Source organism: Paraburkholderia sp. RAU6.4a, from assembly GCF_050435625.1.
GTDB lineage: Bacteria > Pseudomonadota > Gammaproteobacteria > Burkholderiales > Burkholderiaceae > Paraburkholderia > Paraburkholderia tuberum.
In genome coordinates, this window is record NZ_JBNDKQ010000001.1 from 839,430 (window position 1) to 864,967 (window position 25,538).

Annotated in this window: 21 protein-coding genes and 7 pseudogenes; 12 read left to right on the forward strand and 16 right to left on the reverse strand. The window is 61.2% G+C overall.

The window, feature by feature from the left end; all coding sequences use genetic code 11:
• Positions 1-14: 14 nt before the first annotated feature.
• Positions 15-2,795, reverse strand: a complete 2,781-nt coding sequence (locus OKW40_RS03815) for a LuxR C-terminal-related transcriptional regulator (protein WP_429488282.1) — start codon at positions 2,793-2,795, stop codon at positions 15-17.
• A gap of 181 nt (positions 2,796-2,976) precedes the next feature.
• On the opposite strand from OKW40_RS03815, the gene OKW40_RS03820 reads away from it, so the two are divergent.
• Positions 2,977-3,630, forward strand: coding sequence for an IS6 family transposase (locus OKW40_RS03820; RefSeq protein WP_429488283.1), 654 nt, complete (start codon positions 2,977-2,979; stop codon positions 3,628-3,630).
• Here OKW40_RS03820 and OKW40_RS03825 read toward each other — a convergent pair.
• Positions 3,612-3,785: a hypothetical protein gene (locus OKW40_RS03825; protein ID WP_184058680.1), complete on the reverse strand. Its 174-nt coding sequence runs from the start codon at positions 3,783-3,785 to the stop codon at positions 3,612-3,614. The two genes, OKW40_RS03820 and OKW40_RS03825, sit on opposite strands and share 19 nt — an antisense overlap.
• Before the next feature lie 181 nt (positions 3,786-3,966).
• On the opposite strand from OKW40_RS03825, the pseudogene OKW40_RS03830 reads away from it, so the two are divergent.
• Positions 3,967-4,032: pseudogene (locus OKW40_RS03830) on the forward strand (hypothetical protein); the annotation flags it as partial.
• A gap of 44 nt (positions 4,033-4,076) precedes the next feature.
• Here the strand turns inward: OKW40_RS03830 and OKW40_RS03835 are convergent.
• From OKW40_RS03835 to OKW40_RS03850, 4 genes are read right to left on the reverse strand one after another with little or no spacing between them, the layout of a single operon-like run.
• Entirely contained in the window at positions 4,077-4,949 is an 873-nt protein-coding gene (locus tag OKW40_RS03835; protein WP_429488284.1) for a metal ABC transporter permease, read from the reverse strand.
• A 2-nt stretch (positions 4,950-4,951) separates the two neighbouring features.
• A complete protein-coding gene (locus OKW40_RS03840) occupies positions 4,952-5,863 on the reverse strand; it encodes a metal ABC transporter permease (protein WP_429488286.1) in 912 nt (303 codons plus the stop codon).
• Between the two features lie 6 nt (positions 5,864-5,869).
• Entirely contained in the window at positions 5,870-6,691 is an 822-nt protein-coding gene (locus OKW40_RS03845) for a metal ABC transporter ATP-binding protein (RefSeq protein ID WP_187613992.1), read from the reverse strand.
• A gap of 5 nt (positions 6,692-6,696) precedes the next feature.
• Positions 6,697-7,713 carry a metal ABC transporter solute-binding protein, Zn/Mn family gene (locus tag OKW40_RS03850; protein ID WP_429488287.1) on the reverse strand — a complete coding sequence of 339 codons (1,017 nt, stop codon included), beginning with the start codon at positions 7,711-7,713 and terminating at the stop codon, positions 6,697-6,699.
• 227 nt (positions 7,714-7,940) lie between these two features.
• Here OKW40_RS03850 and OKW40_RS03855 point away from each other — a divergent pair, with 227 nt between their 5' ends.
• Together OKW40_RS03855 and zigA are read left to right on the forward strand one after the other, a co-directional pair.
• Positions 7,941-8,948 (forward strand): CobW family GTP-binding protein, encoded by a 1,008-nt coding sequence (locus tag OKW40_RS03855; protein ID WP_187619925.1) that lies wholly within the window; start codon positions 7,941-7,943, stop codon positions 8,946-8,948.
• 103 nt (positions 8,949-9,051) lie between these two features.
• A pseudogene (gene zigA, locus OKW40_RS03860) lies at positions 9,052-10,243 on the forward strand (zinc metallochaperone GTPase ZigA).
• 80 nt (positions 10,244-10,323) lie between these two features.
• Here zigA and OKW40_RS03865 read toward each other — a convergent pair.
• Together OKW40_RS03865 and OKW40_RS03870 are read right to left on the reverse strand one after the other, a co-directional pair.
• Complete coding sequence (locus tag OKW40_RS03865) at positions 10,324-10,671, reverse strand: hypothetical protein (protein WP_090811191.1); 348 nt, start codon at positions 10,669-10,671, stop codon at positions 10,324-10,326.
• A 257-nt stretch (positions 10,672-10,928) separates the two neighbouring features.
• Positions 10,929-11,264, reverse strand: coding sequence for an ArsR/SmtB family transcription factor (locus OKW40_RS03870; RefSeq protein WP_429488290.1), 336 nt, complete (start codon positions 11,262-11,264; stop codon positions 10,929-10,931).
• Positions 11,265-11,669: 405 nt separating this feature from the next.
• Between OKW40_RS03870 and OKW40_RS03875 the strand changes: the two genes are divergently transcribed.
• Together OKW40_RS03875 and dmeF are read left to right on the forward strand one after the other, a co-directional pair.
• A complete protein-coding gene (locus OKW40_RS03875) occupies positions 11,670-11,945 on the forward strand; it encodes a metal/formaldehyde-sensitive transcriptional repressor (RefSeq protein ID WP_429488292.1) in 276 nt (91 codons plus the stop codon).
• 8 nt (positions 11,946-11,953) lie between these two features.
• Positions 11,954-12,499, forward strand: a pseudogene (gene dmeF / locus OKW40_RS03880) (CDF family Co(II)/Ni(II) efflux transporter DmeF); the annotation flags it as partial.
• A 328-nt stretch (positions 12,500-12,827) separates the two neighbouring features.
• On the opposite strand, the gene OKW40_RS03885 reads toward dmeF, so the two are convergent.
• Positions 12,828-13,499 carry an SCO family protein gene (locus tag OKW40_RS03885; RefSeq protein WP_429488294.1) on the reverse strand — a complete coding sequence of 224 codons (672 nt, stop codon included), beginning with the start codon at positions 13,497-13,499 and terminating at the stop codon, positions 12,828-12,830.
• Between the two features lie 276 nt (positions 13,500-13,775).
• A pseudogene (locus tag OKW40_RS03890) lies at positions 13,776-13,961 on the reverse strand (transposase); the annotation flags it as partial.
• Between the two features lie 216 nt (positions 13,962-14,177).
• On the opposite strand from OKW40_RS03890, the pseudogene OKW40_RS03895 reads away from it, so the two are divergent.
• Positions 14,178-14,998: pseudogene (locus tag OKW40_RS03895) on the forward strand (phage integrase family protein); the annotation flags it as partial.
• Between the two features lie 26 nt (positions 14,999-15,024).
• On the opposite strand, the gene OKW40_RS03900 reads toward OKW40_RS03895, so the two are convergent.
• The 4 genes from OKW40_RS03900 to OKW40_RS03915 form a co-directional block, all read right to left on the reverse strand.
• Complete coding sequence (locus OKW40_RS03900) at positions 15,025-16,059, reverse strand: PDDEXK nuclease domain-containing protein (RefSeq protein WP_429488296.1); 1,035 nt, start codon at positions 16,057-16,059, stop codon at positions 15,025-15,027.
• Positions 16,060-16,313: 254 nt separating this feature from the next.
• Positions 16,314-17,219, reverse strand: a complete 906-nt coding sequence (locus OKW40_RS03905) for a hypothetical protein (RefSeq protein ID WP_429488298.1) — start codon at positions 17,217-17,219, stop codon at positions 16,314-16,316.
• An 11-nt stretch (positions 17,220-17,230) separates the two neighbouring features.
• Positions 17,231-17,443: a hypothetical protein gene (locus tag OKW40_RS03910; protein ID WP_184056627.1), complete on the reverse strand. Its 213-nt coding sequence runs from the start codon at positions 17,441-17,443 to the stop codon at positions 17,231-17,233.
• Positions 17,433-18,518 carry a DNA-binding protein gene (locus OKW40_RS03915; protein ID WP_429488484.1) on the reverse strand — a complete coding sequence of 362 codons (1,086 nt, stop codon included), beginning with the start codon at positions 18,516-18,518 and terminating at the stop codon, positions 17,433-17,435. Before OKW40_RS03915 ends, OKW40_RS03910 begins: the two co-directional genes overlap by 11 nt.
• Between OKW40_RS03915 and OKW40_RS03920 the strand changes: the two are divergent.
• A pseudogene (locus tag OKW40_RS03920) lies at positions 18,433-18,906 on the forward strand (tyrosine-type recombinase/integrase); the annotation flags it as partial. The gene OKW40_RS03915 and the pseudogene OKW40_RS03920 overlap by 86 nt on opposite strands.
• Before the next feature lie 223 nt (positions 18,907-19,129).
• On the opposite strand, the pseudogene OKW40_RS03925 reads toward OKW40_RS03920, so the two are convergent.
• Together OKW40_RS03925 and OKW40_RS03930 are read right to left on the reverse strand one after the other, a co-directional pair.
• Positions 19,130-21,128, reverse strand: a pseudogene (locus OKW40_RS03925) (PhoX family protein).
• Positions 21,129-21,310: 182 nt separating this feature from the next.
• A complete protein-coding gene (locus OKW40_RS03930; RefSeq protein ID WP_429488300.1) occupies positions 21,311-21,844 on the reverse strand; it encodes a hypothetical protein in 534 nt (177 codons plus the stop codon).
• A gap of 135 nt (positions 21,845-21,979) precedes the next feature.
• Between OKW40_RS03930 and OKW40_RS03935 the strand changes: the two genes are divergently transcribed.
• The 4 genes from OKW40_RS03935 (at position 21,980) to OKW40_RS03950 (ending at position 25,493) form a co-directional block, all read left to right on the forward strand.
• Positions 21,980-22,678 (forward strand): IS6 family transposase, encoded by a 699-nt coding sequence (locus tag OKW40_RS03935; protein WP_429402455.1) that lies wholly within the window; start codon positions 21,980-21,982, stop codon positions 22,676-22,678.
• A 359-nt stretch (positions 22,679-23,037) separates the two neighbouring features.
• Positions 23,038-24,747, forward strand: coding sequence for a phosphodiester glycosidase family protein (locus OKW40_RS03940; RefSeq protein WP_429488301.1), 1,710 nt, complete (start codon positions 23,038-23,040; stop codon positions 24,745-24,747).
• A gap of 24 nt (positions 24,748-24,771) precedes the next feature.
• Positions 24,772-25,122, forward strand: a complete 351-nt coding sequence (locus OKW40_RS03945; protein ID WP_429402456.1) for a transposase — start codon at positions 24,772-24,774, stop codon at positions 25,120-25,122.
• Positions 25,123-25,154: 32 nt separating this feature from the next.
• Positions 25,155-25,493, forward strand: a complete 339-nt coding sequence (locus OKW40_RS03950; RefSeq protein ID WP_429488303.1) for an IS3 family transposase — start codon at positions 25,155-25,157, stop codon at positions 25,491-25,493.
• Positions 25,494-25,538: the final 45 nt, after the last annotated feature.

A 25,538-nucleotide genomic window follows, 5' to 3' on the forward strand; every position in this document is an offset into this window, starting at 1 on the left:
CATATGGCTCGTCACTACATGGCCGCGCGGCCCTCTCCGACCCCAAGTCCAAAAACTCTCTGTACGGCGTCAATTCGCGAATTTACGTCGAGCTTTTCGAAGATATTTTTCAAATGCCACTTGACCGTCTCGGGTGCCAGTTTCAACGACCGGCCGATTTCCTTGTTCGAAAGACCGCGGGCAACGCACTCGAGTACCTCAAACTCCCTCACACTAAGAGCATCCGGTGACAGCGGCACGGCCTCAACATGCGCGGGCGACGCAGCCGGTGAGTTGCCGAAGGCATCAAAAGCTGTAAGCAGCCTGTCGACATACGCCGTTTCTGCCGTGGAAACATTCGCTGAAGCCAAGCGAAATTGCTGTAGCAACGCGCGCACGGGTGGCCCCTCATCAACGAAGCTGTTAATCATGCCGCTCTGCCTTCCGAGCCGTAGCGCTCGTTCGAGCGCACCAAGCGCCTTTTCGGACGCTCCACATTGCGCGAGCGCGCATGAGAACAGCAAGGAAACCACAGCCTCCGAATAGCGCCTGCCCGTAGCAGCCAGAGTATCAAGCAAAGGTGTGAGAAGCGTGACGGCTTCATCTGCACGATCCCCGGCGATCAGTACGCGAGCCTGCAGGAGACAATAGCTTGTCCAGGTGTCTACCGCGCACCCAGTCAGCCCTTCGCACATCATTGGCACGCTCTTGCTCAGTTCGTCGGCGATCTGCCTCGCTTGAGCAACGTTGCCTTCTACAAGGAGCAATCTTACCGTTTCGGCATCCAGCGCCAACTTCAGACGTAGCCAGTGTCGGGTTACGGCGGCCTGTCGACCGTCTTCGAGAATAGCCAGCGCCGAACCCATCTCCCCGTCGCGCCACAGCAAGCGTGCTGCAGACAGTATATGGCGCATCAAACCAGTTAGCGGCGAGGTTTCCAGTGCAGCGGTCGTGCGGCCCGCGATCATCCTCCGCGCTTCAGGCAGTTCGTTGCACTCATAGTAGATCGCAGCAAGGCAACTGGCCGCCCAGGTTGCGCAGGATGACGAGTGGCCCCATGCTTTTTCGATGCGGTGGAACATCGCCTCAAAAATTCGCCTTGATTCAGACAGCTCGCCATGCACAAATGCAGCAACACCGAACGACGAGCGTCGAAACATATCCGAGTAGTCGGGCTCCTGACCCTGTTCAACTCGCTCGCCGACGGCGTCGCGTATTTCACGTATCTGGTCGAACCTGCCCCTGTGCATCAAGCCGAAGAGCTGCGCGTATTGCGCGCAGCGCTGCACCCAAGGCGCCGTAGGCGCCACTGAGGTTTGAGCAGCATGGCCCAGTTCGAGTGCCCGCTCGCTGTCCTCTGCCATAGTGGCGATCAGTGCGCTGACCGCGTTGATCTCCGCCAATGCCGCTTCCTCTACCATGCGGGTATCCTTGCGACGCCCCCGAAAGAATTCGTTGGTAACAGCAGCAACCTCCCTCGAGGCGGCGTCCGGCTGAATCGAGAACACGAGCGCCCATGCTTCCGTAAGGCGCAAACGAAGCCGTCTCTGGATGACATCCGGTGGCAGTTTTCCGATCCATCCTAGCAACGTGTTCAACTCACCGCGCTCGAGCATCTCCGTCGCACAGTTTTCAACCCACTGTGCCGCCTGCTCGAGTTCGCCTGCAGCCAAGGCATGTCTGACTGCCTCGGGCCAAAGACGTGCTCCTGCAAACCATTGGGACGCACGACGGTGCAGCAACGGGACGTGTTGCGGCATCTGGCGAAGAAGGCGCCGACGAAGTGCGTCGGACAGGAGCGCATGATAGCGGTACCAGTGCCGTGTTTCATCCAGCGGCCGGATGAACACGCTGTGCCGCTCGAGCCAGTCGAGCTCGCCCCCGCTTCCACTTCCCTTGCCCATGATGGCATCGCACAACTCAGGGGCGAGTCGTTCAAGAATCGACGTGTACAGCAGAAACTTCAGCATATGGAGCGGCAGATGTGCGAGCACGGTATCGTTCAGGTACGAATCGATTCCGGAGCTGACTCCGACCAGCGCACCGGCGACCTTGGCCGCATCGCCCACATCGCGTAGCGCAAGAGCAGCAAGTTGCAAGCCAGCGACCCACCCCTCCGTTGCCTCGTTCAGCAACTCGACACTGGTCCGGTCAAGCGGCACGGTGCCTGTCCGGTCAAAAAATGCCTGCGCATCGGCGATCGAAAAACGGAGATCGTCGACATCAATACGTACTAGTTCCTCTGGAGCTCGAAACTGACCAACTATCAAGGCCGGTTCACCTCGCACCCCGAGCAGGATATGCATGTTCTCGGGGGCATAGCGAAGCAGACGGGAAGTAATCGCAAGAACTGGTTTCGCAGTCAGACGGTCGGCGTCATCCAGCACGAGGAAAACGCGCCTGCCGGATGCAGCGATCCCGTTCAGGAGTAGTGAAATGACCGTTCTGATAGGAGTCAGCGGATCGTTATTAAGGATCTGTTGCGCTTGCGAGGCAATTTCCGCCGAGGCCCTGGCGAATGCGGCCACCAGGTAAGCGCAGAACTGCTGCGGATCATCGTCTTCTGCGTCGAGGCTGAGCCATGCAACAACACGCTTTCGCTGCGACAGCGCTTCACACCAACCAGCAAGCAATGTCGTCTTGCCGAACCCCGCCGGAGCGGTCACGACGGTGATGCTGCGAACCGGCTGCTTACGCAACCACTTAAGCAACACGGATCGTTGCACGCAGCCAGACGGAAGACGGGGCGGGAGCATCTTGGTCTGAATCAGCGACACGCTCCATGGCCGATCGGTACTGTCTGAAGACGCATCCATGTTTGTCCTCTACTGGCCCCCAATCCAGAAATAATAGCGCGAAATTTTGCCAGCGCTATTGCTGCGATCCATTGCACACCGCTCCGTCCAGGTCACTCAGCAGACTGACATCAGACCCGCGACCCCGCTGCACCGGTTCTGTTGCAATAGCGGAGGCTGGTATGCTGCGGGACCTAACAGGATGCCGCTCGAGATAATGTTGGTGTGCGTGCGTTGGTACGTGGCCTACCCGCTGAGCTTGCGCAATCTCGAGGAGATGATGGCCGAACGCGGGATCGCGGTCGATCATTCGACCGTGCATCGGTGGGCCATCAAGCTTCTGCCAGTGCTTGAAAAGGCATTCCGCCGCTGCAAGCGCCCGGTCGGCAAGAGCTGGCGGATGGACGAAACCTATGTGAAGGTCCGAGGCACATGGAAGTATCTCTACCGCGCCGTCGACAAGGCCGGCAACACGGTTGATTTCCTGCTGCGAGCCAAGCGGGACAAGGGAGCGGCCCGACGGTACTTCGAGAAGGCCATCGATCAGAATGGCGCGCCCGAAACCGTAACCATCGACAAAAGCGGTGCCAATCTGGCCGGGCTGCACGCCGTGAACGCCGAGCGTGAGACGCCCATCAAGATCCGCCAGGCCAAGTGTCTCAAGAATATCGTGGAACAAGACCATCGGGCGATCAAGCGACGTACCCGACCCATGTTGGGATTCAAGGATTTCAGTTCTGCCCGCATCTTGTTGAGTGGCATTGAACTCATGCATATGATCGCCAAGGAGCAGATGAGAGACTCCGGCAAACTCAAGCCATCGGCCGCCCGGCAATTCTACTCGCTGGCGATGTGAGCAATCCTTCTCACATCGCAATCGTCCACCAAAATCGCCTTACCGCGACTGAACCGTCTGGAGATGCGGCGCTTGCCGCGCTGCTCGCCGAGCGGCACGTCATGCGTGCGGCCCGACATTATCTGGACGCCGTCGCCAGGTAGTGTGATGGCCATTCAGCTTGCGCTCGCCGACCGGTTTGCTCGAAGCAACTTGACCTTTGTAGTAGCTACAGGGTCTATCGTAGTCACCGTGATGAAACGTGTCGAGGTCGAAACGGTGAACTCTTCTCTGCCGCTGAAACTGCGCATCGGGGGCACGGACTGCGCGTCTTGTGCATTGAAGATCGAGAACGCGATGAAGCGGCTGCCAGTCGTGTCCGACATCAACGTTAGCTACGGCCAGGAAAGCCTGACCCTCACATTCGACGAGGACCGCACGTCGCTTGCCGCGATTGAGGCCAAGTCTCATGCGCTCGGCTTCGCGCCGGTTGGCGGTCCCGTCAGTGAGCCGACTGGTGCCTCCGAGGCCGGCCGTTCATCGTGGTGGCGCCCGAAGGCTCGTGCCCGGGTCCACACCTGCCCCACTCCGTAACAGGCGGCCCCAAGCATGCCAACGAAGAAACCGACTGGCCAGTTGGAGACATAGGAGAGGGCGATCGATGTCCACACCGTGACGAGCGAAATTCCAACCGACACCCATATCGCAAGAATCGGCCGGTCAGTCAGCGAGCGGGCCGCAGCCGCGGGTCCAATCATCAGGCTGAACACTAGCAGCGCGCCCACTACCGGGAGCGCCATTGCCGTCGCAAGCGCCAGGATGCTCATGAACGCAAGTTCCATCGCGCGGCTCGATACGCCTCTCGCCTTCGCCAGATCGGGCGATACCGAACTGAGCAGGAGTGGCCGGAAGAGCACAACCGCAACCGCAATCGAGAACCCGCTGATCGCGGCAACCGGCGCGAGATCGGTGTTGCTCACGCCTAGTACTTCGCCGAAGAGAAGGGCATAGACCGCTTGTGAATACTCGCTCGTCATGCTCAGGAACAGCGCCCCGAAGCCTAGCAGCGTGACGAGGCACAGGGCGGTTGCGACTTCGTGTCTTCCGCGCCGGCTCAGCCAACTGATTCCGATCACGCCGAGACCAGCGAAGACGATCAGGCCGAAGAGCGGATTGATACCGAGCAGGCTTGCCGCTGCAGCACCCGGAAAGGTGCCGAGCGGCAAGGCGTGCGCGGCGAACGAGGCGCCTCGAATCACCACGAAGAAACCGATGAATCCGGCGACCGCTGCCACGATGCTCGCCACGATCCACGTGTTGGTCATGAAGCTGGAGAACATGGTCAGGCCTCACCCGGTTCACGGGCGTTCAGGGCGATCCGCGCGCCCGTTGGGGGCTTCCGTGCAGGTCCGGCGCGACCTGTGATGACATACAGGGCGAAGATAAGCGTCACCACGAAGAAGCTCACTGGCCAGCCGTGCCCGGGGGTCCAGTAGTAGCTGTCGTACGCGAGGAGGATGCCACCCCAGGTCGTGCCCAGGCCGATTAACGCGGACAGACCCGTGGCCCAGCCTGGCCGCTTTGCCGCCCTCAAGGCGATCGCCGCCGGACCTATCAGGAGTGCGGTCGACAGGATGGCGCCGACCGTAATAGCTGATAGGGAAACGGCCAGCGCCAATACCAGCAGGTGCAGGAGTCCGACCGTCCGGACCCGCACGCCCATGACCGCAGCCAGCTCTGGGTCAACGGAGCTGAGCAGCAAGGGACGATAAAGCACGCCCGCGGCAATCAACGCCCCCGTGCCCACCGCCAGTGCGAGCGGAATGATCGATGCCGGAATGGCGAACATTGACCCGAACATGACGGTGATCGCCGCTCCAGTCGTGCTTTTCGATGTCACGTCGAGGTAAAGAAACAGCGCGGCAAGGCCAAGCCCCGCGCCCAGCACGACGCCGGTCACAAGATCGCGCTCACGGGCGCGGCGCACCCGCACCAGTTCGATGCCGCCCGCTGCCATGACCGCCATGATGAGAAATCCCAGCAACGGGTTGATGCCGAGCAGGAACGACGCAGCACCGCCCGCGCTGCTCACATCGGCCAGCGCGTGGCCGGCGAAGGACTGGCTCCTCATGACGGTGAATACGCCAATTACGCCGGACACGACTGCGGCGCCGCCGCCGACTACCATCGCGGTATGCACCGGTTCGCTGCTAAAGAAGCCCGGTTCAAAGATGAGGGTGAGCAGGGAATCCATCTTGAATCAGGGAACCTGCACAATGTGGGCGGGGTCTCGCCGAACGGCGGCAAGCATTTCGGCCTCGGTGCCGGCGGCAATCACCAGCACGCGGCCGTGCACGCGGACGACATCGATGTGATAGCCGTACAGTCTGCTCAGGACCTCGGTACGCACCACTTCGTCCGTCGCCCCGCTCGCTGCGTGGCCATTGGCGAGGTAGACGATCCGGTCCATCACCGGCAGCAAGGGATTCATGTCATGCGCCGAAAGCAGGACCGCAAGCCCGTGCTCGAGGCTCAGGCGGCGCAACAGCGCGACAATTTCGGCGACGCTGCGCATGTCGAGGTTGGCCAGAGGTTCGTCCAGCAACAGCAGCCGCGGACGGCGAACCAGAGCGTGTGCGATCAGTACCCGCTGCTGCTGGCCTCCGGACAGTTCCCCGATGCGCTGGTCCGCGAAAGGCTCCGCATCCACGACTTTGAGCATCCCGTCGACCGCCTCGCGGCGTTTTTTCGACGGTAACGGCAAGCCGAGCCTGTGGCCCTCGAGGCCGAGCGACACCAGATCCCGCGCACGCATCGGGAGGTAGGGGTCGAGCGCGATCTTCTGCGGGACGTAACCCACCGAGGTCAGGCTGCGCGCACCATTGATCCTGATGCTACCTGCACTCGCTACCTGGAAGCCGAGGATCGTACGCAGCAGCGTGGTCTTGCCCGAACCGTTCGAACCGATAAGGCCGCAGAACTCTCCCGCTTCCAGACTGAAACTCACCTCATGTAGCACGCTGTGCCCCGGGAAAGAGACGCTCACCCGGTCGACCGCAAGGACCTCGTTGCCAGGGCACATGCCGCTCACTGCACAGCCTGCAAGGTTTCGGTGGACACTTTGGAAGTCACTGCCTTTTCCAGCGCATTGACTTCCGCCAGCATCCACGACTGGTAAGTAAAGCCGGGGGTTGGCATGGTCTCGTAGACGCCGACCACCGGAATACCATTTTTCCTGGCCAGATTGAGGAACGACTGTGTGAGCGCATCCGTGACTTGCTGGTTGTAGACGAACACCTTGACCTTGTGGTCCGTGAACAGGCTGTTCTGTTTCGTCACGTCCTGCGGAGAGGGATCGGTGCCGTTCATGATCGCCGCCTGCAGGCTGAAGGGTGTGGCGATATTGGTGCTGACCGCTTCGAGCATGTAGTTGGCGACCGGCTCCGTCACCGCGACAGGCGTTTTCGCGTAGTGCGCCTTGAACGATGCAATTGCAGCCAGCCAGGGCTTGAGTGATGCGTCGAACTTCTTCACGTTGGCTTGAAAGTAGGCTGCCTGCGCGGGGTTCAATGCGGAAAGGTCCGCTGCCACTGCCTTCGCAACCGCCGGCATGGTTTTCGGGTCGTACCAGAGATGCGGGTTCGGCGTGCTGTCGGGCAGGCCAAGCAGGTGTTGGGCGTCAATGACCTTGCGTTTGTTGTTGGGCGCGGCTGCGATGATCTTGTCGGCCCAGGCGTCGTATCCCACGCCGTTCTTGACGATCAGATCGGCGGAAGCAAGCTGCGCTGCCACCTTCGGGTTGACCTCGAACGTGTGTGGATCCGTATTGGGATCCGTTTCGATCGCGCTCACCTGAACGTACTTGCCGCCGATCTGGGCGATGACGTCGGCGTACTCGTTTTCGACACCGATGGCGTTGATTACGCCAGCCGCTGCTGATGCCGCCATGGCGCTTCCCTGATGCGCGGCAAGCAGTACCAATGCAGCCGCAAGGCTACCGATGGGCTTTAGTGCGGCGCGCCAAACAAACCGGTCTGGCTGTCCTGAACTCCAGGATGCGCGGTGCTGAACGGAGTTGCAAAGCCTGGCGGCGATTTTTCTCATTGGCGTTCCTGGCACGAAAAATAACAATCCGATAGGATTAGATACGTTATAACATAACACATGCGGTGTCCAGCGTTCCCAGCAGACAGACTGGCCGTCCCGGAGCGTGGCATCAGCGAAGCGGGCTGTCACCGCATGGGGGCATCTCGACCGTAACCATTTGCTCAGCGCCTGGGCACCTCGACGGGCGAACATGCTTGAGCGCGTGCCGCTCACAGGAGAATGCAATGCAAGATGCAACCGGCTTCCAGCGTATCCCGACGACCATCCTGACCGGCTTCCTCGGCGCCGGAAAAACGACCTTGCTCAACCGCATCCTGACCGAGCATCACGGCGGACGCGTTGCGGTCATCGAAAACGAGTTCGGCGAAGCGGGCATCGACAACGAATTGCTGGTGCAGGACGGTAACGAGCAGATTGTCGAAATGAACAATGGCTGTATCTGTTGTACGGTGCGTGGCGACCTGGTGCGCATTCTTTCGACGCTCGCCGCGCGACGGGAGACAGGAGAACTCGCGTTCGAGCGGGTCATCATCGAGACAACGGGACTTGCCGATCCGGCGCCCGTCGCGCAAACGTTCTTTGTTGACGATGTCGTGCAGGAGAAATACCTGCTCGACGCCATCGTGACGGTTGTCGACGCACGGCATGGCGGCGAGCAGCTCGACGAACATCACGAAGCGCAGGAGCAGGTCGGATTCGCGGACCGTATCCTCGTATCCAAGGTGGACCTCGTTGGCGAAGAGCAGGCGCAGCAACTGATGCGCCGGTTGCGGCAGATGAACCCGCGCGCGACGATCAGGCCGGCACATTTTGGCGAGACGGACCTGAAGCAACTGCTCGACATCCGCAGCTTCAGTCTGGATGCCATTGTCGACATCGAGCCCGATTTCCTTGAAGACGTTTCGCACGAGCATGACGACGATGTGACGTCCTTCGTCTACCGCACTACTGCGCCTCTGGATCGGGACAAGCTCGAGGCGTTCTTCAGCGCCACGGTTGCGATCTATGGTGCCGCGATGCTGCGCTACAAGGGTGTGCTGAACCTGGCGGGTGACGACCGTCGCGCAGTGTTCCAGGGCGTACATATGATTTTTGGCGCGGATATCGGTAAGTCCTGGGGCGCGAATGAAACGCGCGAAACCCGGATTGTTTTCATCGGCAAACAGTTGCCACATGATCTTTTCAAGGCGGGCCTCGACAACTGTATGGTTGGCGAAGTCCTGCAGAACTGACACGAAGGATCGCGCCTGCTTGCCGCGCACCCGCCTCGGCCAGCAGGCTGGCCGTGTCGATTCATGCGACCTTCTTCACCACGTTTGAGGCTCCACTTTTCCCATGCACAAACTCCCCGTCACCGTACTGTCCGGCTTTCTCGGCGCGGGCAAGACCTCGCTCCTGAACCACGTCCTGAATAACCGCGAAGGCAAGCGGGTGGCCGTAATCGTGAACGATATGTCGGAAGTCAACATCGACGCTCAGCTGATTCGTGACGGCGGCAGCCAGCTCTCGCACATCGACGAAAAGCTCGTCGAAATGAGCAACGGTTGCATTTGCTGCACATTGCGCGAGGACCTGCTGATCGAGATCCAGCGGCTCGCGCGGGAGAACCGCTTCGACTATCTGCTGATCGAATCCACGGGCATATCCGAGCCCTTGCCGGTGGCGGAAACCTTCACGTTTCGCGACGAACAAGGTCACAGCCTCTCGGATATCTCTCGCCTGGACACGATGGTGACGGTCGTCGACGCCTATAACTTTGTGCGCGACTACGGTTCCCACGACTTCCTGGCGGATCGCGGCGAAACGATGGGCGGGGAAGACCGCCGCACCGTGGTCGATCTGCTGACCGAGCAGATCGAGTTCTGCGACGTGATCGTGCTGAACAAGACGGACCTTGTGAGCGCAAGCGAGTTGGAGTTGCTCAAAGGCGTGCTGCGGGTGCTGAACGCCCGCGCGAAGATCGTCGAAAGCCGCTTTGGCCAGGTGCCGATCGGGCAGGTTCTCGATACCGGCCTGTTCGACTTCGAAGCCGCTGCGCAAGCGCCTGGGTGGCTCAAGGAGATGCGCGGCGAACACATTCCCGAAAGCGAACAATATGGCATCATCAGCTTCGTCTACCGCGCGCGCCGTCCGTTTCATCCGCAGCGTTTCTTCGACTGGATTCAGTGCGAATGGCCGGGCGTCGTGCGCTCGAAGGGGTACTTCTGGCTGGCCTCGCGCAACCATGCGGTCGGCGAATGGTCGCAAGCCGGCGCGGTCTCGCGTCACGGACGCGCCGGAACCTGGTGGGCGGCCGTGCCCAGGCACGCCTGGCCGCAGGAGCCCGAAGCACAGGCTATCATCCGAAGCCGCTGGCATGAGCGTTTTCGGGGATCGTCAACAGGAGCTGGTCCTGATCGGCACCGGAATGGACGAGGCAGCCTTGCGCGCGTCCTTTGATGCCTGCCTGCTAAGCGAGGACGAACTGGCCCGTGATGAAGTCGAGTGGCACAAATTTACCGACCCGTTCCCTGAGTGGACGCAGTAAGGTGTGTCCACCCTGGCAGTAACCTGGCACCAGGCATACTCAATCGTATTGAGGTACTTCGCCTGCCTGGCGCCGGGCACTCAGGCGAGCTCAACCGGGCCGTGGTCGTCGCAATGATCGCCGTGCGGATGGTGCAGGTGGCCGTTGACCAGGTAGTCGACGTGATCGCCATGCGGTACCGCTTCGTGGCCGCATGCCGGCCCGTGGACATGTCCCGACTCATGACCGCCGCAGTTGGAAGTACATTGATCCGGATTTTTTGCGCTCACCTCCAGCCGGTGTTCGTCCACGTGATCGCCATGGGGATGGTGCAGGTGACCATCGTGCAGATAGTCAGTGTGATCGCCATGCCTGATCGCAGTGTGTCCGCAGTTCGGACCATGCTGATGGTCATGATGGGCATGATGCGGTTCGTTGCAGGTGCTCATAGCAGTGCTCCTCGACTCACGTGATAGTGAACGCATGACGTGGGCTTCGCGGCGTGCCCCCAATGGGCAAGGGTTAATCCGGCCAGATGTTAAAGCGATCCTCCTTGCGCACGCCGAAGTCAACGCCCTTTGTTTCCGTCTAGATGATGCCATACCCCCCGATGAAGTAAACGCGTCTGTGCTTTAATTAACCGGCGCGGTGGGTTCGATAGCCGGAAAACATCGGGGCTTGCCTTGCAGGTCAGCCGCAAAACGCGTCATTCCTCCTTCGGTGACTCATCAAATTCGGACGGCGGATGCTCACACTCGTGTTCAGCCATGTCGCTGATGACAAGCTTTACGTGCTCGTCAGTTGCTACACAGAAAATCTGTTTTCCGCACCGATCGGCGCGCAGCACCCGGGCTGCTCGCAAAAGCCGCAGGTGATGGCTGACGAGCGTTTGCGCCAAGCCATATTTGGCCGCGATGTAGGAAACGCACATCGGCACGCGAAGGCATGCTGCAATTATTTTCAGGCGGGTCGGATCGCCGATCTGCCGGAACATCTCTACCGGTTCCGCGACCTGGTCGTCGGTCAACTCGGATGCCTGCATTTTTGCATTCCAAAGAGTCACGTCGCCAATAGATGACGCACCGCCGCATGCACGGAAATACCACGGTTGCCCGTCTCCTGCCAAGGGCCATCGGGATATCGAAGTCGACCGATGGTTCTCGACACATCATCGTGGCCGGGACCCAGGCGCGACGAATAGGCTATGTACGAAGGGTCGAATTGGGCGATTAGCTATCCGCAACCGAGCGATGGCGGCTCCACCTTCAAGGTAGCCTTTCGATCGGAGCCAGGTCGAACGGCCGCGACGGGTTCGCGTAGCGTCGCTCGCAGCATCTGAAGCACGCGGCGCATATTCTTATCACACGATGCTGTGTCCGGCCAGAAGCAGCCGATCACGTCAGGAAAACGTATGCCTGCTTCTCCTGCGGTATATCGGAGGTCATTCATGAGCCACACCATTCGTGAGAAACAGAAGCTTCTCAACCGGGTCCGCCGCATCAAGGGGCAAGTGGAAGCCATCGAGCGGGCGCTTGAGGAAGAGCGTGGATGCATCGATGTCCTGCAGCAGATAACCAGTTGTCGCGGCGCGATGAATGGCCTGCTGGCGGTAGTGCTCGAGGAGCATATCCGCACGCATCTCGTCGATGCCGAAATCCACAAAGAGCCGGCCGGCAGCGCGACTGACCAGCTCATCGAAGTCGTTCACAGCTATTTCAAGTAGAGCAGCACATGAGTGATTTCAAAGACTCGGCGTTCGGCGCAGGACACGACCACATCTTTCTGGGCGCGGCTCACGAGCAGAACGAGCGCAGGACCTGGGCGGTCATTGCGCTGTGCAGCGCGATGACGCTGATTGAAATCATCGGCGGCAATATGTTCGGCTCACTGGCGCTTGTTGCAGACGGTCTGCACATGTCGACGCACGCTGGAGCAATGCTGATTGCAGCCCTCGCGTACACATACGCGCGTAAGCATGCTGCCGACCCCCGCTTCGTTTTCGGTACTGGCAAGCTTGGCGATCTCGCGGGCTTCACGAGTGCCATCGTACTTGCCATGATCGCAGTGCTGATTGGGTACGAGGCTGTGTCGCGCTTTCTGCCGCCAGTATCGATTCATTTCGGCGAAGCGATTCCCATCGCGGTGGTAGGCCTGTTGGTCAACCTGCCGAGCGCGTGGCTGCTCGGCGACCATCACGGGCATGGTTACGAAGACGAGGCGCAGAAGATCTTCGCTCCGTCCGGTGTGTTTGCCGTTTCCATCTTCGAAGATGGCATCATGCGGTGCTCCAGCGCTTTAAGGGGTTGTCCCATGTCACGGTCGAGGTCCAGCCTGCTCAAGCGGTGGCGTGATCCACGATGCTACCGGCGCCACACACTTGTATGCCAGGAAACCTTGCGTTGAGCGTGCATAGGGATTCTGGTCGTAGCCGGTTATTGACCAGCTGAACGCAGTGGTATGCGTGGAACTTCGGGCGGCGACAACAAGCGCTCCTCCGGGCGAATCTGGCCGGAATCTCCGACTACGTCCGACTCTATCTGTTGAAAACACCGTGGGTGCGCGAGCTCGTTCGCGGCCTCTTCAGCACCGTCGCGGGCGCCTGTCGTCAGGTCTCGTCGGCCAATTGACGCAGATCGTGCACAAATGCGTCGACCGGATCGTCGTCCGCACCGATCAGGCGTGCGTGCCCTTTCGCATCGAATATGTAGATCGCCGAGCTATGGGTTACCTCGTATCCACCGTTCGCGCGGGGCTTGTCAGCCTGGTACGCGACGCGATAGCGTTGCGCGAGCGCCTTGATCGCGCTGTCGGAACCGGTCAGGCCGACGTCGTGCTTTGCGTCAAACGCATCGACATACGCATGCATCACTGCGGGCGTGTCCCGCGCCGGGTCGACACTCACGAACAGGACCTTCACATGCTGTGCGGCGCCGCCCAGTTGATGCGTCACTTGGGCCAGTTTGGCCAGCGTCTCCGGGCATACGTCCGGGCAATGCGTGTAGCCGAAGTAGACGAGTGTGACATCACCTGCCAGGTTCGCCTGGCTAATCTGCTTGCCGGCGTCGGAGGTCAGTTCGAAATCCAGATCGGGAAAATGCCCCTGGACGTCCGTGAGCTTCCACGGCTCTTCATGGTGGCAGGCGGCAAGTGAAACAGAGAGCGTTGCGCCGACAACGAGACGCACACAGCGATCAAAGAATGGGGGCATGGATTGGTGCGGCATTGCCGTCGCAAAGATCAGGATTGGGAAGTACAGTCTATTGCGGAGAGCTTTCATTCGTCTGCCCGCGTAGTGCCTCATCCGCTTTACAACTCTCAACGACAAGGCTCCATTCGAGGGCCGTTGCGCCACAGGCCGCGTCACCCGAGCGCGCCAAAATGTCGCGCGTAAGGCGGGAAGCGAAGAGGGAATGCTTAAGGCTACGCTGAACAAGCCGCGAAATCGGCGACGCGTCAGCAATTTGAACGTCGTCAAGTCATGAAGTCGAGCTTGAGCGCATGCTTTTCGGCCCTCCCGGGCCTGCTGGCGGCCACTTTGCCCGCCGTTCGCCCACTATGGGCGTACCGATGCCATCAGTTGCCTACGCGAAAGATAGACGTTCGCCAGCGCGAGCGCGACGAACGCCCGATTAGCGTTCTTTGCCAGCCCGCGATAGCGAACCTTGGTAAATCCCCACAGTCGCTTCACGACCGCGAAGACATGTTCCACCCGGGCGGGAATCTTCGACTTGTTGCGGTTCTTGCCGCGCTGCACCTCGTCGACTTCGCCGCCCGCACGGCGGGTGCGCTGATTGGTGAAGTCGCGCGCCCTGGGTGCCTTGCTGTGGATCAGCGCGTTCTGGCTCGCATAGGCGCTATCCACCTTCATTACAAAGGCTTCAACACTACTACGAGCAGCTCCGCCCCTCGCTCCGACATCGGTATTCTTCCTCATGGTGTTTGCCATTTGTCATTCTCCCCTCGCGCCGTGCGCGTGCTGCGCGCCCAAGGCATCACGACGCTGGCCGACCTGACCGTGCGGATGCCGCGACGACGCCAATGGTGAAAAGCGGTCCCCGGTCTCGGCGCGGCGAGTGCGCGCGCGATCGAGCAGTTCTTCGCCGCATGGCCCGCCCTCACCGAAAAGGCCCGCGCGCTGGTGGTGGCAAGCCAGCGTGGTGACATCGCCGTGGGAAAACCCTGCGGCTGCCTCACGAGGTCGATGGCACCAGCCGTACGTTCCGCGCGCCCGTCGCGACCTGTCCGCTGGACGCGTCCAATGACTATGAGGCCGTGCAGACCTGGCTCGCGCTGCAGGAGTCGCCCGCCACGCGGCGCACCTACCGCAAGGAGGCCGAGCGCCTGATCCTGCGGGCGATCGTCGAGCGGGGCCGCGCGCTGTCGTCGCTGACGACCGAAGACGCAATCGCGTACCGGGCGTTCCTGCGGCATCCCTCGCCGCGTGCACGCTGGGTGGGTCCGGTACGGCCGCGTACGTCGCCTGACTGGCGGCCGTTCAACGGCAATCTCTCGGACCGTTCGGTTGCGCACGCGCTGTCGATCGTCGGCGCGCCGTTCCGCTGGCTGATCGAGCAACGCTACGTGCTCGCCAATCCGTTCTCAGGTGTGAAGGTGCGTGGCGGCAATGGCGCAGCGACGCTCGATGCATCGCATGCTTTCACCGAAGGCGAATGGGCGCTCGTGCGCACGATCGCCGACGGACCCGAGTATCCGGACCGGACTGCGTCCGGCACACCTTCAACCGGCTGGAGCAAGGCGGCCGCGCGCGACAAACGGTCAGTCGCCGGATCCTGGCGATCGAATCATTCGCGCCGCTTGTCCTGGAGCCGTGATCTTGCGGCTTCAATTGACTGGTGCAATTTCGCCTGTAACTGCTCTCGTGGCGGCAGCACAGTCAGATACTCTGCGACATGGATACCGCTTTTATCGAGTTCGAGCAGCTCGATCTGCTCCTGCTTCTTGCCTGCACACAGGATAATGCCGAGCGGCGGTTCCTCGTCTGGCTCCTGTTCATGTTTCGCGAGCCAGCGCAAATAAAGCTCCATCTGACTCTTGTATTCGGCCTTGAACGCGCCCAGCTTGAGTTCGATTGCAACAAGCCGTCGAAGCTTGCGGTTGTAAAAGAGAAGATCAATGTAAAAATCGTCGTGATCAATCAGCAAGCGTTTCTGACGAGCCACAAACGTGAAACCAGCACCAAGTTCGAGAAGGAACTGCTCCATCTCTCGCAGGATCGCATCCTCCAGATCCTTTTCGAGGTAGTGATCGTTGAGACCAAGAAAATCCAGCACATACGGGTCCTTCAGCAACGCGTCGGGAGGCACACGTCGTTCGTCCCTCAGCATCGCGAGATCCCGCCGGATTGCGTCTTCGGGTTTCCGCGAGATTGCACTGCGCTCAAAAAGCATTGAGTCGATGCGCTCCTGCAACTGCCGCGTGGACCAGCGTTCGACACGGGCAAGTTCAATATAAAAATCACGCTTCACCGGGTCGTCGATGTAGATCAGCGTCTTCAGGTGCGTCCAGCTCAATTCTCTCCGCACTGCGGAGACCATCGCTTCGTCGGCAAAAACCTCCGCAAGACGCATGCAGTGGCGCAACTGCTTGTCGCTCCAGCCGCGCCCGTATTCGGCGGTAAGCTGACGCGCCAACGATCCGATCACCTGTTGCCCGTACTCCGCGCGGGCGCCCCGCAATACCTCCGCCTCGATACGATGCCCCACCTGCCAGTACAGCAGTGTCAGTTCTGCATTGATCGCAACGGCGGCCCGTTCGCGCGCCGAATCGATCAGCAGTCGGACTTCGTCAAGCAAGGAGGAAGGCGTAAGGTCGTTCATACTTTCATGCTCAGGTGTGCGGCTACCGCCGCGTTAAAACTGCCCGCGGACGGCCCAATCTGTCTTCAAACCCGTCACCGGGGCTTGCGCCGGCGAGCGTCCGAATTGTCTCCGCAGTGCGGAGACAATTACGGATACCTGTTCGGCCTCGCGGCCGTCTCCTCGCCCGGGCGAACCGTCCGCCCCCGGGTCGCATCTCGCGAATGATTGCAGGACGACTGCCCGATGTGACCATTCGCGGCCTCGCTCACCGATCAACGGTGCTGCACTTTCCGTGTCGCCATGTAGGTGTCGAACAGGCCCGCATGCAGCCGGCTGAGCTCCTGGCGCAGCCCGATGAGTTCATGCTGGTCGCCTTCGTGCTCCCGGCGCCGGATCTCTCCGAGCAGGACCGTCGCGCGCGATGCCGCCTGGTCACGCTGCACGCGCGCCTCACCTAACCTGCCGGCGAGCGCCGGCTTCACCAACAGCAGCCATGCCGGGAACCACAAATAGTCGTCGACCTCGCCGGTGCCAGGGAATTCGGCATCGAAGCGCCGGCGCAGCGCGTCCAGCGAAGCATCACCCAAGGTGGGCAACAACGCCACGAACCTCGCCGGCGCCAGCCACGCCAGCTGCGCGAGCAGCGGCCACGCCGCATCCAGGCCGGCCGCCCGGTAGCGTGCCTCGGTCATCCACGCAAGCGGTGCCGGGATGCGCGACCAGGACTCAATGGCTTCGACTGCTTCAATCGCAGCCGCCCCGTCGCCCGCCAAAAGCCACAGCGGCACGGCGTGACTGTCTGCGTCGGCGGTACGAAACGGTAGCGATTCAGCCCGCTGAGCAAGCGCTCGCCAGCACGGCGTGAGCCACGACTGAACATTCTGCGCGGGCAGCACCCGCCGGGCGGCAAGTACGACCTCGTCCTCGAGATGCCGGCGTGCGCTGGCCAGCGTCTCGTGATCAGAAAAGGGCGTGGGCGATCTGCGTTCCAGCTCACGAACCAGCACGCTCATCGCTGGGAGCGCGCCATCGTCCGGATATTCGCCGGCAAGCAGCTCCAGTGCCGTTCGCGCCGCCACCGCATCGCGCCGCTGCAGCGGCTCCAGCACGTCGTTACGCAACATGACATCACGGCTGTCGGCGAAAATGTCGAGCTGCTGAATGGTGGGCTGCTGCATGTTCATCCCGCTCAGAAGAGCTGATCGTGAAGAGCGGCCAGATTAGCCCACTTCACCGTGCTGCGGAAGGTGCTTCCGTCTTCGTGCACCGACTCGATGATCACGCGCTGGCCGCTCGCTTCGGCGATCACGCGCACGGTCCGCTCGCCATAGCGCAACAGCGCGCCGATCGGCGGACAGACCGGGGCCTTCCGTCTCTTGCGCGGGCGGGTTCTATTTTCCATCCCTCTTTCCCCGCTTGCGGTGCACTACGGTCTTGCTGGCTGGCGCGGGCGTGACGCGCGGCGCGCGTGAAGGGCGTGTCGCCACCGGGCGCGCCGGGGTGGAGGCGGACTTCGCACGGGCTGGGCGGGCGTCGCGTGTATCCGCCTGCCGCAGTGCCGCCAGCTGTTGCTGCATCGTGACGTTCGTGGCCAGCACGGCATCGAGCCGTCCCTGCAGCACGCCCGCCTGGTGACGCACGTCCCCGAGCCGCGCCTGCAGCGCCTCGACCGCCCGGTGATGGTCCGCCCCGCGACTGTCGGCCCGCTTCACCGCGGCATCGAGGTCCTTCCGCAGCTTCGCGGCCGCACCCCACTCGCGGTCGATCTCCAGCAGCGCGCGCTTTTCCGATGCTCGCAGGCGCTCCTCGGCGCGTTCCGCGCTCTCGCGCAGCTTCTCGAGATCCCGCGAGAAACCTTCGCGCACCTTGTCCAGTTCACGGTCGCGCACGAGCGCCTCGGCCTTGAGCCGGACGACCTCGGCCTCGCACGCCTGCCGCGCCGCGTGGCCCTCGGTCTGCGCCTTTTCCAGTTCGCGCACCTCGACCTGCGCGGCAAGGAGCGTCGCCGTGCGCTGTTCGAGCGCGGTCTCGACGCGACCCAGTTCGTCGCGGGCAGCAACGACCGACCGTTGCGCCTCGACCTCGTCGCGCAGCGCGTCGAGCGCGGCTTCGGCAGAGGCGGTTGCGCGGGTCCAGAGCGCCGCGACCAGTTCGCCGGCGGCCGGCCCCAGATCGGCGGGCAGGTCGGGGTGTTCGATGCGCACCCGGCTCTTTTCGCGCAGTTCGGCCCAGAATTCACCGAGCACCTGGGTCGGCGTGCTCATGCTGCCGCGCTTCACTAACTGGTAAAGCCGGTTCGCGGTCGGCGCGATCCCGAAGCGGAAGAACAGTAGCGCGCAGACTTCGCGGTACAGCTCGCGGGTCTTCGGGAATTCGCCTTTCAGGCGGTCGATTTCAGTCGAGAGGCGGGTTTCGTCGGACAGGACGCCCCTCGATGCGCTTGAACTGTCCGCCGATCTCGACGGCCGCGATGGCAGCAACCGGGCGCGCGGGCATTCACAGATCGCCGCCCACGACGACCTGAATGCGGTCCGCGCATGGCTCGCGCGGGTCGCCGACAAAAAGGCCACCTTCGAGAATTACCGCAAGGAAGCCGAACGGCTGCTGCTATGGGCGATCGTGCAACTGGGCAAGCCGCTGTCGTCGCTCACGCACGAAGACCTGCAACTCTTCCGGCAATTCCTGAAAGACCCGTTGCCGCACGCGCGCTGGGTCGCCGACGGCGGGCGCAAATACCCGCGCCATGATCCGCGCTGGCGGCCGTTCTACAGGACGCTCCGGCCGAGTAGCCAGTACCAGGCGATGGTGATCATCAACGCGCTGTTCGCGTGGCTCGTCGAAGCCGGCTATCTGGCTGGCAATCCGCCCCGTAGTCGCTGACTATCACCACGCAGTTGCCTGAATGCAGGGCTATGTCACAGTTCGAAGAGTGTCTTGCGAACACACAACCTTGCCTCCCGGCTCCAATAAAAAACCCCCTCCAGAGAGGGGGCGATGAACCGCTCGCGAACCGTGCTTTTCGTATCGGATCAACGCGCCATCAATTTCCCCACAATGAGACTTGCGAGGATCTCTGCGAGCCTTGCCGTCACACCAGCCTGATCGATGTCGGGTCTGCTGTCAGATAGCCGACCGACGCGCCGAAGCGATCCCTGTAATTCGCGCGCACAAGCGGATCGAGCGTGTCCCTGAGCGCCTGCGTATGCTGGCTGCCCCAGTCGCCGGCATGCTGGAAGTTGCTCATGATGTAGGTCCAGCCGTTGAGTTCGTCGACCGCATGCAGACCGGTCGATTCGGCGCCGGCGGGTGTCGACAGCAGACGCGTGAGCTGCTTCGTGTCGACGTTGTACGCCCACAGGAAATTGTTCGCGTGGTAGCCGCTGTCCTCGCCGATAAAGAGCGTGCGCAGCTTCTCCGAGAATTTCAGGTTGTCCGGGTTGGCGACCAACTCCGGGTCGGCCTTGTTGCCGAGCGCGTCGGCGGCGATGTCCTTGCCGACCAGCAGCGCGCTGGTGTGCACCGGCACCCACTCGCTGTTGATGCGCGGCACCCTGGTTATCCTTCTGGCCGCCCGCGAGCTTGTGCTGAAGCACGCCGCCGGCGTTGATCGCGGCGTCGACGGAAATGTTGCTCTCCGCGTTCCAGCCCTTCGCGTTGCCCTTCACCATCGAGTCGACGATGTTCTGCAAAGCGGAGTACGCGATCTTGTCCTTGATGTTGACCGTCGTCCCTTCCATCTTCGTGAAGCCCATGCTGCCGCCCGCCAGGTAAGCGTAGCGATGGGTTTCGAGGAAAGCCGCAACCTTCTCCTTGCCCGGCATGATCCTGACCCACTGCGCGGTGCCGCCGGCGAAGATCTTCCGGTAGTTAGCGTCGGCAGGATCGGTCCACTTGACGTCGATGACGTCCTGCGGCCGATTCGACTTCGCCATGGCCTCGACTTCCGCGCTCGTCGCGTGACCCAGCCTGATCCACGTCAGGTCCGCGCCCGCCGCGGCCGGATCGACCGAGAAGCCCGCGCCCACTTTCGCCACATACAACGTGCCGGCCGACAGGTCCTTCTCGTTGTCCGCCACGAACATGAAGAGGCCGCTGTTGGTCGCGTCGTCGCCCATCAGGACCGTGCGGTTGTCCGGCATCACCTGCACCAGTTCGTGCGAAATGCGCCCGAGGCAATAGTGCTTTCTGACCGAGCCGGTGCCATCCGCCTTGACCGTGATTTCCGGCAGATGACCATAGAGATACGGGTTGAAAGCAATGTTCGTGTTGCCGTACAGGTTATCGTTGAACGCCTTGTACTGCGCCAGATTGCTCGAGCTGGCCGTGAACGCATCCGGCTCGTATTCCTCGCTCGACAGATGCGTGTTCCACGGCGACAGGCTCGCGCCGCAGGTGATCCACAGCCCATTCGCGGGCGACGTGTCGACGTTGTGATACTTGACGAGCGTCAACTTGCCGGTGGCCGGATCCTGATCCAGCGTCAGCACCGCGATCGGCGACGGGAGGCGGCCATACATGTCACTGCCGGACTGCGAGCGCGTCGTGTATTCGAACTGGACCACAGCGAACACCGCGTTGCCCTTTACGCCGGCGACCTTCGCGCCATCGATCTTCAGCAGCGACGTACCGTCCGGCGAGTCCGAAAAGAACTGGCGCCGTTGCGCGGGCACCGAATCGTCGTCGATCGGCTGGTTGTTGATGTCGAAGTACCCGCCGGCCAGCACGGTGCCGCCGTTGCCGTCCGGGACCAGATCGCCGGTCATGAAGAACGGCTGGTACGCGAGTTTGTAAGCCTTTTGGGAGCCGTCGGAATACGAAACCGTCAGGCCTGACCCGACCGTGGTGGTTGCCATCAGCGACGGATTGGCGAGCGACGGCGCCGGCATGCTGTTGAAAGACGCCGAAGTGAAGTTCGCGACCGGGGTGGCAGGCGTAGTAGGCGTGGCGGAATTGGCCGACGGAGTCGCCAGATCGCCGCCGCAAGCGGTCAGCATCGACGCCGTGGCGATGCCGCCTAGCGGCAGCATCGGCGCACCGGCAAGTAGTTTCAGGGCCTTGCGGCGGGAAATGTCGAACGGCTCTGCCATGTTGTCGTGATCCAGGGTTCGGGTAGCGTGGGTGAATGCACAGCCGGCACGCAGTCAGCCCGAAACCACATGGTTCACGCTCGCGCCGCTATGACGCGAGGATTCTATGAAGTTAATATGAAAGTATATTGACAGGTTTTAGTAATTTTTGAATCAACCTGGTCAGCCGGCCTGCCCCGCCTCTAGCCCGGGCGGCGAAATTCGTTTTCGACCCAGGCCACGGCGCTCGCCTCGCTGAGCTTGAAGCTGGGCGCGACCTGCACTTGCGCCAACTGCTCGCCGAAGGTGTCGAGCGCGGTCAGCAGCGCGTACGGTTCGATGTCGTCCGCAACGATGTCCAGCGTGATGTCGAGTTCGTCGTTACCGTCCGCGCTCGCCACCCGCACTTCTTTATGGAGTTGCGCACGCAGTTGCTGCTCATGGCGGCGTAGGACTTCTGAGGCGGTCTTCACCAGCGTGTTGAACGCCGACGTGTCGAGGGGTTTCGGATCCTTCTTGTTGCGGCCCATCGTCCACGGCCCGACGAGCGCCGGTTCCGCTTCGCCGTCCTTGATCATTTCGACGGCCCAGCCTTCGTCGTCTTCGTTCTTGATGACGCGCGCGGTCCAGCCGTCGTCGCTCCACAGACGTGCTTCGTGCACGGCTTCGCCTAATCCGGACGAGCCTTCCGTCGTGGGATCAGCAGCGGTGTCGGACGATGGAACGGGTGTATGCAACGCTGCACGTTTGGCGTCGACACGAAGCCCAGCGCGAATGGCTTTTGCGCTTTACTTTTCCGTCCGGCGGACCGGTTCTGTTGCAATAAGGCGGTCGCCTATGATGTGCGGAACAGATGAACGACTGAAAGCTTGATGAAGACTCTGAATCCGACCGTTGCCCGCGTGCTCAAACGCCTGCATTACCCGCTTGATGTGATCCTGACTTGTGTTCGCTGGTATGTGGCCTATCTGCTTAGCCTGCGAAACCTCGAAGAAATGATGGCTGAGCGAGGCATCTCAGTGGATCATTCAACCGTGCACCGTTGGGCGCTCAAGCTGCTGCCGGTGCTGGAAAAAGCGTTTCGCCGCCACAAACGCCCCGTGGGCAAGAGCTGGCGCGTCGACGAGACCTACATCAAGGTCAAGGGCCAATGGAAATACCTGTATCGCGCCGTCAACAAGGCCGGCAACACCATCGACTTTCTGTTACGGGCCCATCGGGATAAGACTGCGGCGCGGCGGTATTTCGAAAAGTCGATGGCCCTGAATGGCGAACCCGAGACTGTGACGATCGACAAAAGCGGCGCCAATATGGCTGCGTTGCAAGCCATCAACGCCGAGCGCGAAACGCCCATCAAGATCCGGCAGACGAAGTACTTGAACAATCTCATCGAACAGGACCACCGCGCGATTAAACGGCGTACCCGCTCCATGCTCGGGTTCAAGAATTTCCGGTGCGCACGCATCCTGCTCGGTGGCATCGAGGTAGCTCACATGATCGCCAAGGGGCAGATGCAAAACAACGGGGCCCGACAAACTTTCGCCGAGCAATTCTATTCGTTGGTGAAATAGGTAGTCCTAGTCATATCCGGCTTTGCTCAAATTGCAATCGGTATCGCGACAAAACCGAACCTCTACTGCCGACTTCCACGCGCATCAATCCGAAGCGATAGCAATTCCCGCCTCCGCCGTCAACGACATTCTGGACGGTACCGGTCTGACGCTTACGATATATTCGCAATGAATTATCTCAAAATCAATTTCGTGATTGATGCGTACTGCATATCAAATAATCTTTCTCAGCGATGTCACCATAGCAAATTAATATTCAATTAAGCTAAGGTTGTTCAGGATTATGATCTGAACAGGCCTAATTCGCTTCTTTGACGAATTGACAAGTAAGAAGAAAATTTGATTTGGAGAGTCGGTTGATGAAGAAGTTGGCCGATAGATATGTAGTTGGAGAATTAGTACTGGCGGCTGCGGCAGCCTTGATTCTATCGGGGTGTGGAGATTGCATTTCTGACGGATCTTCGTCGTCCTTAGCTACTGCGGCGCCCTCCCCGGCGGTCTCATGGCAACTACCCGCGGGCGAATTGCCGCTCGGACCGCCGGGGCTACAGGAAGCGCGTACGACCACACAGGTCAGCCCCGGTGTCACGTATTACCAGATCACTCGCGGCCAGGCGGCCAGCACCGATTCCTGGACGGTCACGGTTCAGTTCGCGAAGACACAGATCGCTGCGGCCCCTGCCGCTGCAGCGATGGCGGCAGCAGGTTATCCGGTACGCTATGACCCGGCGGGAACCGGACCGGACGGGTCGCCACTTGGTTTCAACGTGTCGATCGGCCAGTATGCAACTCAGGCCGCTGCACAGGCTGTTGCAACGGCAATCGCTCAACAAACCAGCAACGCGTATAAGCCCACAGTCCGCAATACAGGTCTTGACGGTAACGCGTCGTCGACCGGGCCATGGCTCGTCAATGTCCTGGCCATTTCACCTACGTTCAAGGGAAACCTTCAGAACATAATCGCGGGCGGCAATGCATCCGGCAGCGGCGGCACGCTGGGCACGGGCGGCGAAACGCCCCAGGCAACGGCCGCGCGCCTGGGGGCCATTGCTGCAATAAACTCCGGTTTCTGGTCGACCAATGCCAACCCCGCCGGTGTCCGGTTGAAGGGTGCAGCCAGCACGATTGTCTCCAACGGCAAACTTGAGGGTATGGCTGCTAATGGAGAGCCGGGTGTTTCGTTTGCGCAGGTGGACGGGCACCCAACCGTCGCTTTCTTACCCAACCTGTCGACGACAGTGACCGTGACCAGCGCGAACGGCACGAGCACGCCAATCGTCGCGTTTAACAGCTCGATTCTTGGTCAGATATTCAATTGTGGCAGCCCGGATGAAACGCCTGCCCCGGAGCGTGCACACGACTACACGTGTACAAACTATAACGATCTCGTGCTGTATGACAGCAATTTCAACGGTGGCCTGACGTCCTCAACCACGGTTGATCCGGGCTACAGCGGGCCGACCTACGAAGTATTGGTGAGCAGCAATGGTCAGGTCCTGTCAGGAAGTGCGACGCTGGGGGCGCCCCCGCCTAATGGCGGTTACGCTTTGCAAGGGCTTGGTACGAGCGCCGCATGGCTGCAACAAAATGCGCCGGTTGGGACGGCTCTGACAGTCGCGTCGCAGGTCCAGTCGAACAACGCTCCGGTGACACTGTCGCCGGGCGTGTCGCTGACCGCTGCCGGCCCAACCTTGTTGCCGGCTGCGACAGTTCAGGGAAGAGCCGTGACAGAAGGCTGGTCGCCTGACTATGCAGGCGTCGATCGATCAAGCTTTTACTGGGGATGGTTCAACGCACGTAACCCGCGCACGATGATCGGCACGGCTGCGGACGGCACGATCCTGCTGGTCGAGACTGACGGACGGCAACCCGGCCTTGCTTTGGGTACGACAATCCAGGAAACAGCAAACGTCATGGAGTGGCTTGGGGCGAGCAAGGCGATCAATCTCGATGGTGGTGGGTCGAGCGCGATGATCGTGAACGGTGCGGATGTCGGTCACCCATCCGACAGTGCGCCGGCGAATCCGACACAACGGGCGGTAGCGTCTTCAATCGTATTGACTCGGTGAGCCACGTGGAGTTGACCCGCTTTCGTGGACACCTATCCTTTGGAACAGGAGGTGTCCATCATGGGAAAGCACCGCAACCCTTACCCTCCCGAATTTCGGGCACAGATTGTCGAGCTGGTCAAGGCTGGGCGCACACCTGAGGAACTCGCGCAGGAGTTCGAGCCAACCGCGCAGACGATCTACAACTGGGTGGCGCAAGCCGATCGCGACACCGGCAAGCGACGCGACGGCCTGACTACGAGCGAGCGTGAAGAACTTACCCGTCTACGCCGCAAGGTGCGCCAGTTGGAGCTTGAGCGCGAGATTTTGTCAAAAGCCGCGGCCTGGTTTGCACGGGAGACCGGAACGGTGCCCGACAAGGGTTCGAGTTCATGAGAACAAACCAGGCCGCCTGGCCCATTGCCACGATGGCACGACTGCTGGAAGGCTCCGCCAGCGGCTTCTACGCGTGGCTGAAACGTGCTCCATCGAAACGTGCATGCAGCGACGCTGAGCTGCTGGGGCGTATTTGCGCCATTCATGCGAGCTCGCGCGGCAGCTACGGCATGCCTCGCATTCATTTCGAACTCACCGAGCAAGGTGTGCGCGTTGGGCGCAAGCGGGTTGCTCGCCTCATGCGCCTGGCGGGTCTATGCGGCGTGAGCCGGCGGCGCTGGATCAGCACCACACGGCGACAGCCTGACGCACGACCCGCGCCGGATCTCGTGCAACGGCACTTTGTGGCCGACGCGGGGTGCCGTCAATAAAGGGATTTTTTCGTACGCGTGCGACGTGAAGTCGCACCAGTTATT

Excerpts from the sequence above, each read along its gene's own strand:
- OKW40_RS03815 (WP_429488282.1), bottom strand. The coding sequence starts at position 2,795 with ATGGATGCGTCTTCAGACAGTACCGATCGGCCATGGAGCGTGTCGCTG.
- OKW40_RS03820 (WP_429488283.1), top strand. The coding sequence starts at position 2,977 with ATGCCGCTCGAGATAATGTTGGTGTGCGTGCGTTGGTACGTGGCCTAC.
- OKW40_RS03825 (WP_184058680.1), bottom strand. The coding sequence starts at position 3,785 with ATGGCCATCACACTACCTGGCGACGGCGTCCAGATAATGTCGGGCCGC.
- OKW40_RS03835 (WP_429488284.1), bottom strand. The coding sequence starts at position 4,949 with ATGTTCTCCAGCTTCATGACCAACACGTGGATCGTGGCGAGCATCGTG.
- OKW40_RS03840 (WP_429488286.1), bottom strand. The coding sequence starts at position 5,863 with ATGGATTCCCTGCTCACCCTCATCTTTGAACCGGGCTTCTTTAGCAGC.
- OKW40_RS03845 (WP_187613992.1), bottom strand. The coding sequence starts at position 6,691 with ATGTGCCCTGGCAACGAGGTCCTTGCGGTCGACCGGGTGAGCGTCTCT.
- OKW40_RS03850 (WP_429488287.1), bottom strand. The coding sequence starts at position 7,713 with ATGAGAAAAATCGCCGCCAGGCTTTGCAACTCCGTTCAGCACCGCGCA.
- OKW40_RS03855 (WP_187619925.1), top strand. The coding sequence starts at position 7,941 with ATGCAAGATGCAACCGGCTTCCAGCGTATCCCGACGACCATCCTGACC.
- OKW40_RS03865 (WP_090811191.1), bottom strand. The coding sequence starts at position 10,671 with ATGAGCACCTGCAACGAACCGCATCATGCCCATCATGACCATCAGCAT.
- OKW40_RS03870 (WP_429488290.1), bottom strand. The coding sequence starts at position 11,264 with ATGCAGGCATCCGAGTTGACCGACGACCAGGTCGCGGAACCGGTAGAG.
- OKW40_RS03875 (WP_429488292.1), top strand. The coding sequence starts at position 11,670 with ATGAGCCACACCATTCGTGAGAAACAGAAGCTTCTCAACCGGGTCCGC.
- OKW40_RS03885 (WP_429488294.1), bottom strand. The coding sequence starts at position 13,499 with ATGAAAGCTCTCCGCAATAGACTGTACTTCCCAATCCTGATCTTTGCG.
- OKW40_RS03900 (WP_429488296.1), bottom strand. The coding sequence starts at position 16,059 with ATGAACGACCTTACGCCTTCCTCCTTGCTTGACGAAGTCCGACTGCTG.
- OKW40_RS03905 (WP_429488298.1), bottom strand. The coding sequence starts at position 17,219 with ATGCAGCAGCCCACCATTCAGCAGCTCGACATTTTCGCCGACAGCCGT.
- OKW40_RS03910 (WP_184056627.1), bottom strand. The coding sequence starts at position 17,443 with ATGGAAAATAGAACCCGCCCGCGCAAGAGACGGAAGGCCCCGGTCTGT.
- OKW40_RS03935 (WP_429402455.1), top strand. The coding sequence starts at position 21,980 with ATGAAGACTCTGAATCCGACCGTTGCCCGCGTGCTCAAACGCCTGCAT.
- OKW40_RS03940 (WP_429488301.1), top strand. The coding sequence starts at position 23,038 with ATGAAGAAGTTGGCCGATAGATATGTAGTTGGAGAATTAGTACTGGCG.
- OKW40_RS03950 (WP_429488303.1), top strand. The coding sequence starts at position 25,155 with ATGGCACGACTGCTGGAAGGCTCCGCCAGCGGCTTCTACGCGTGGCTG.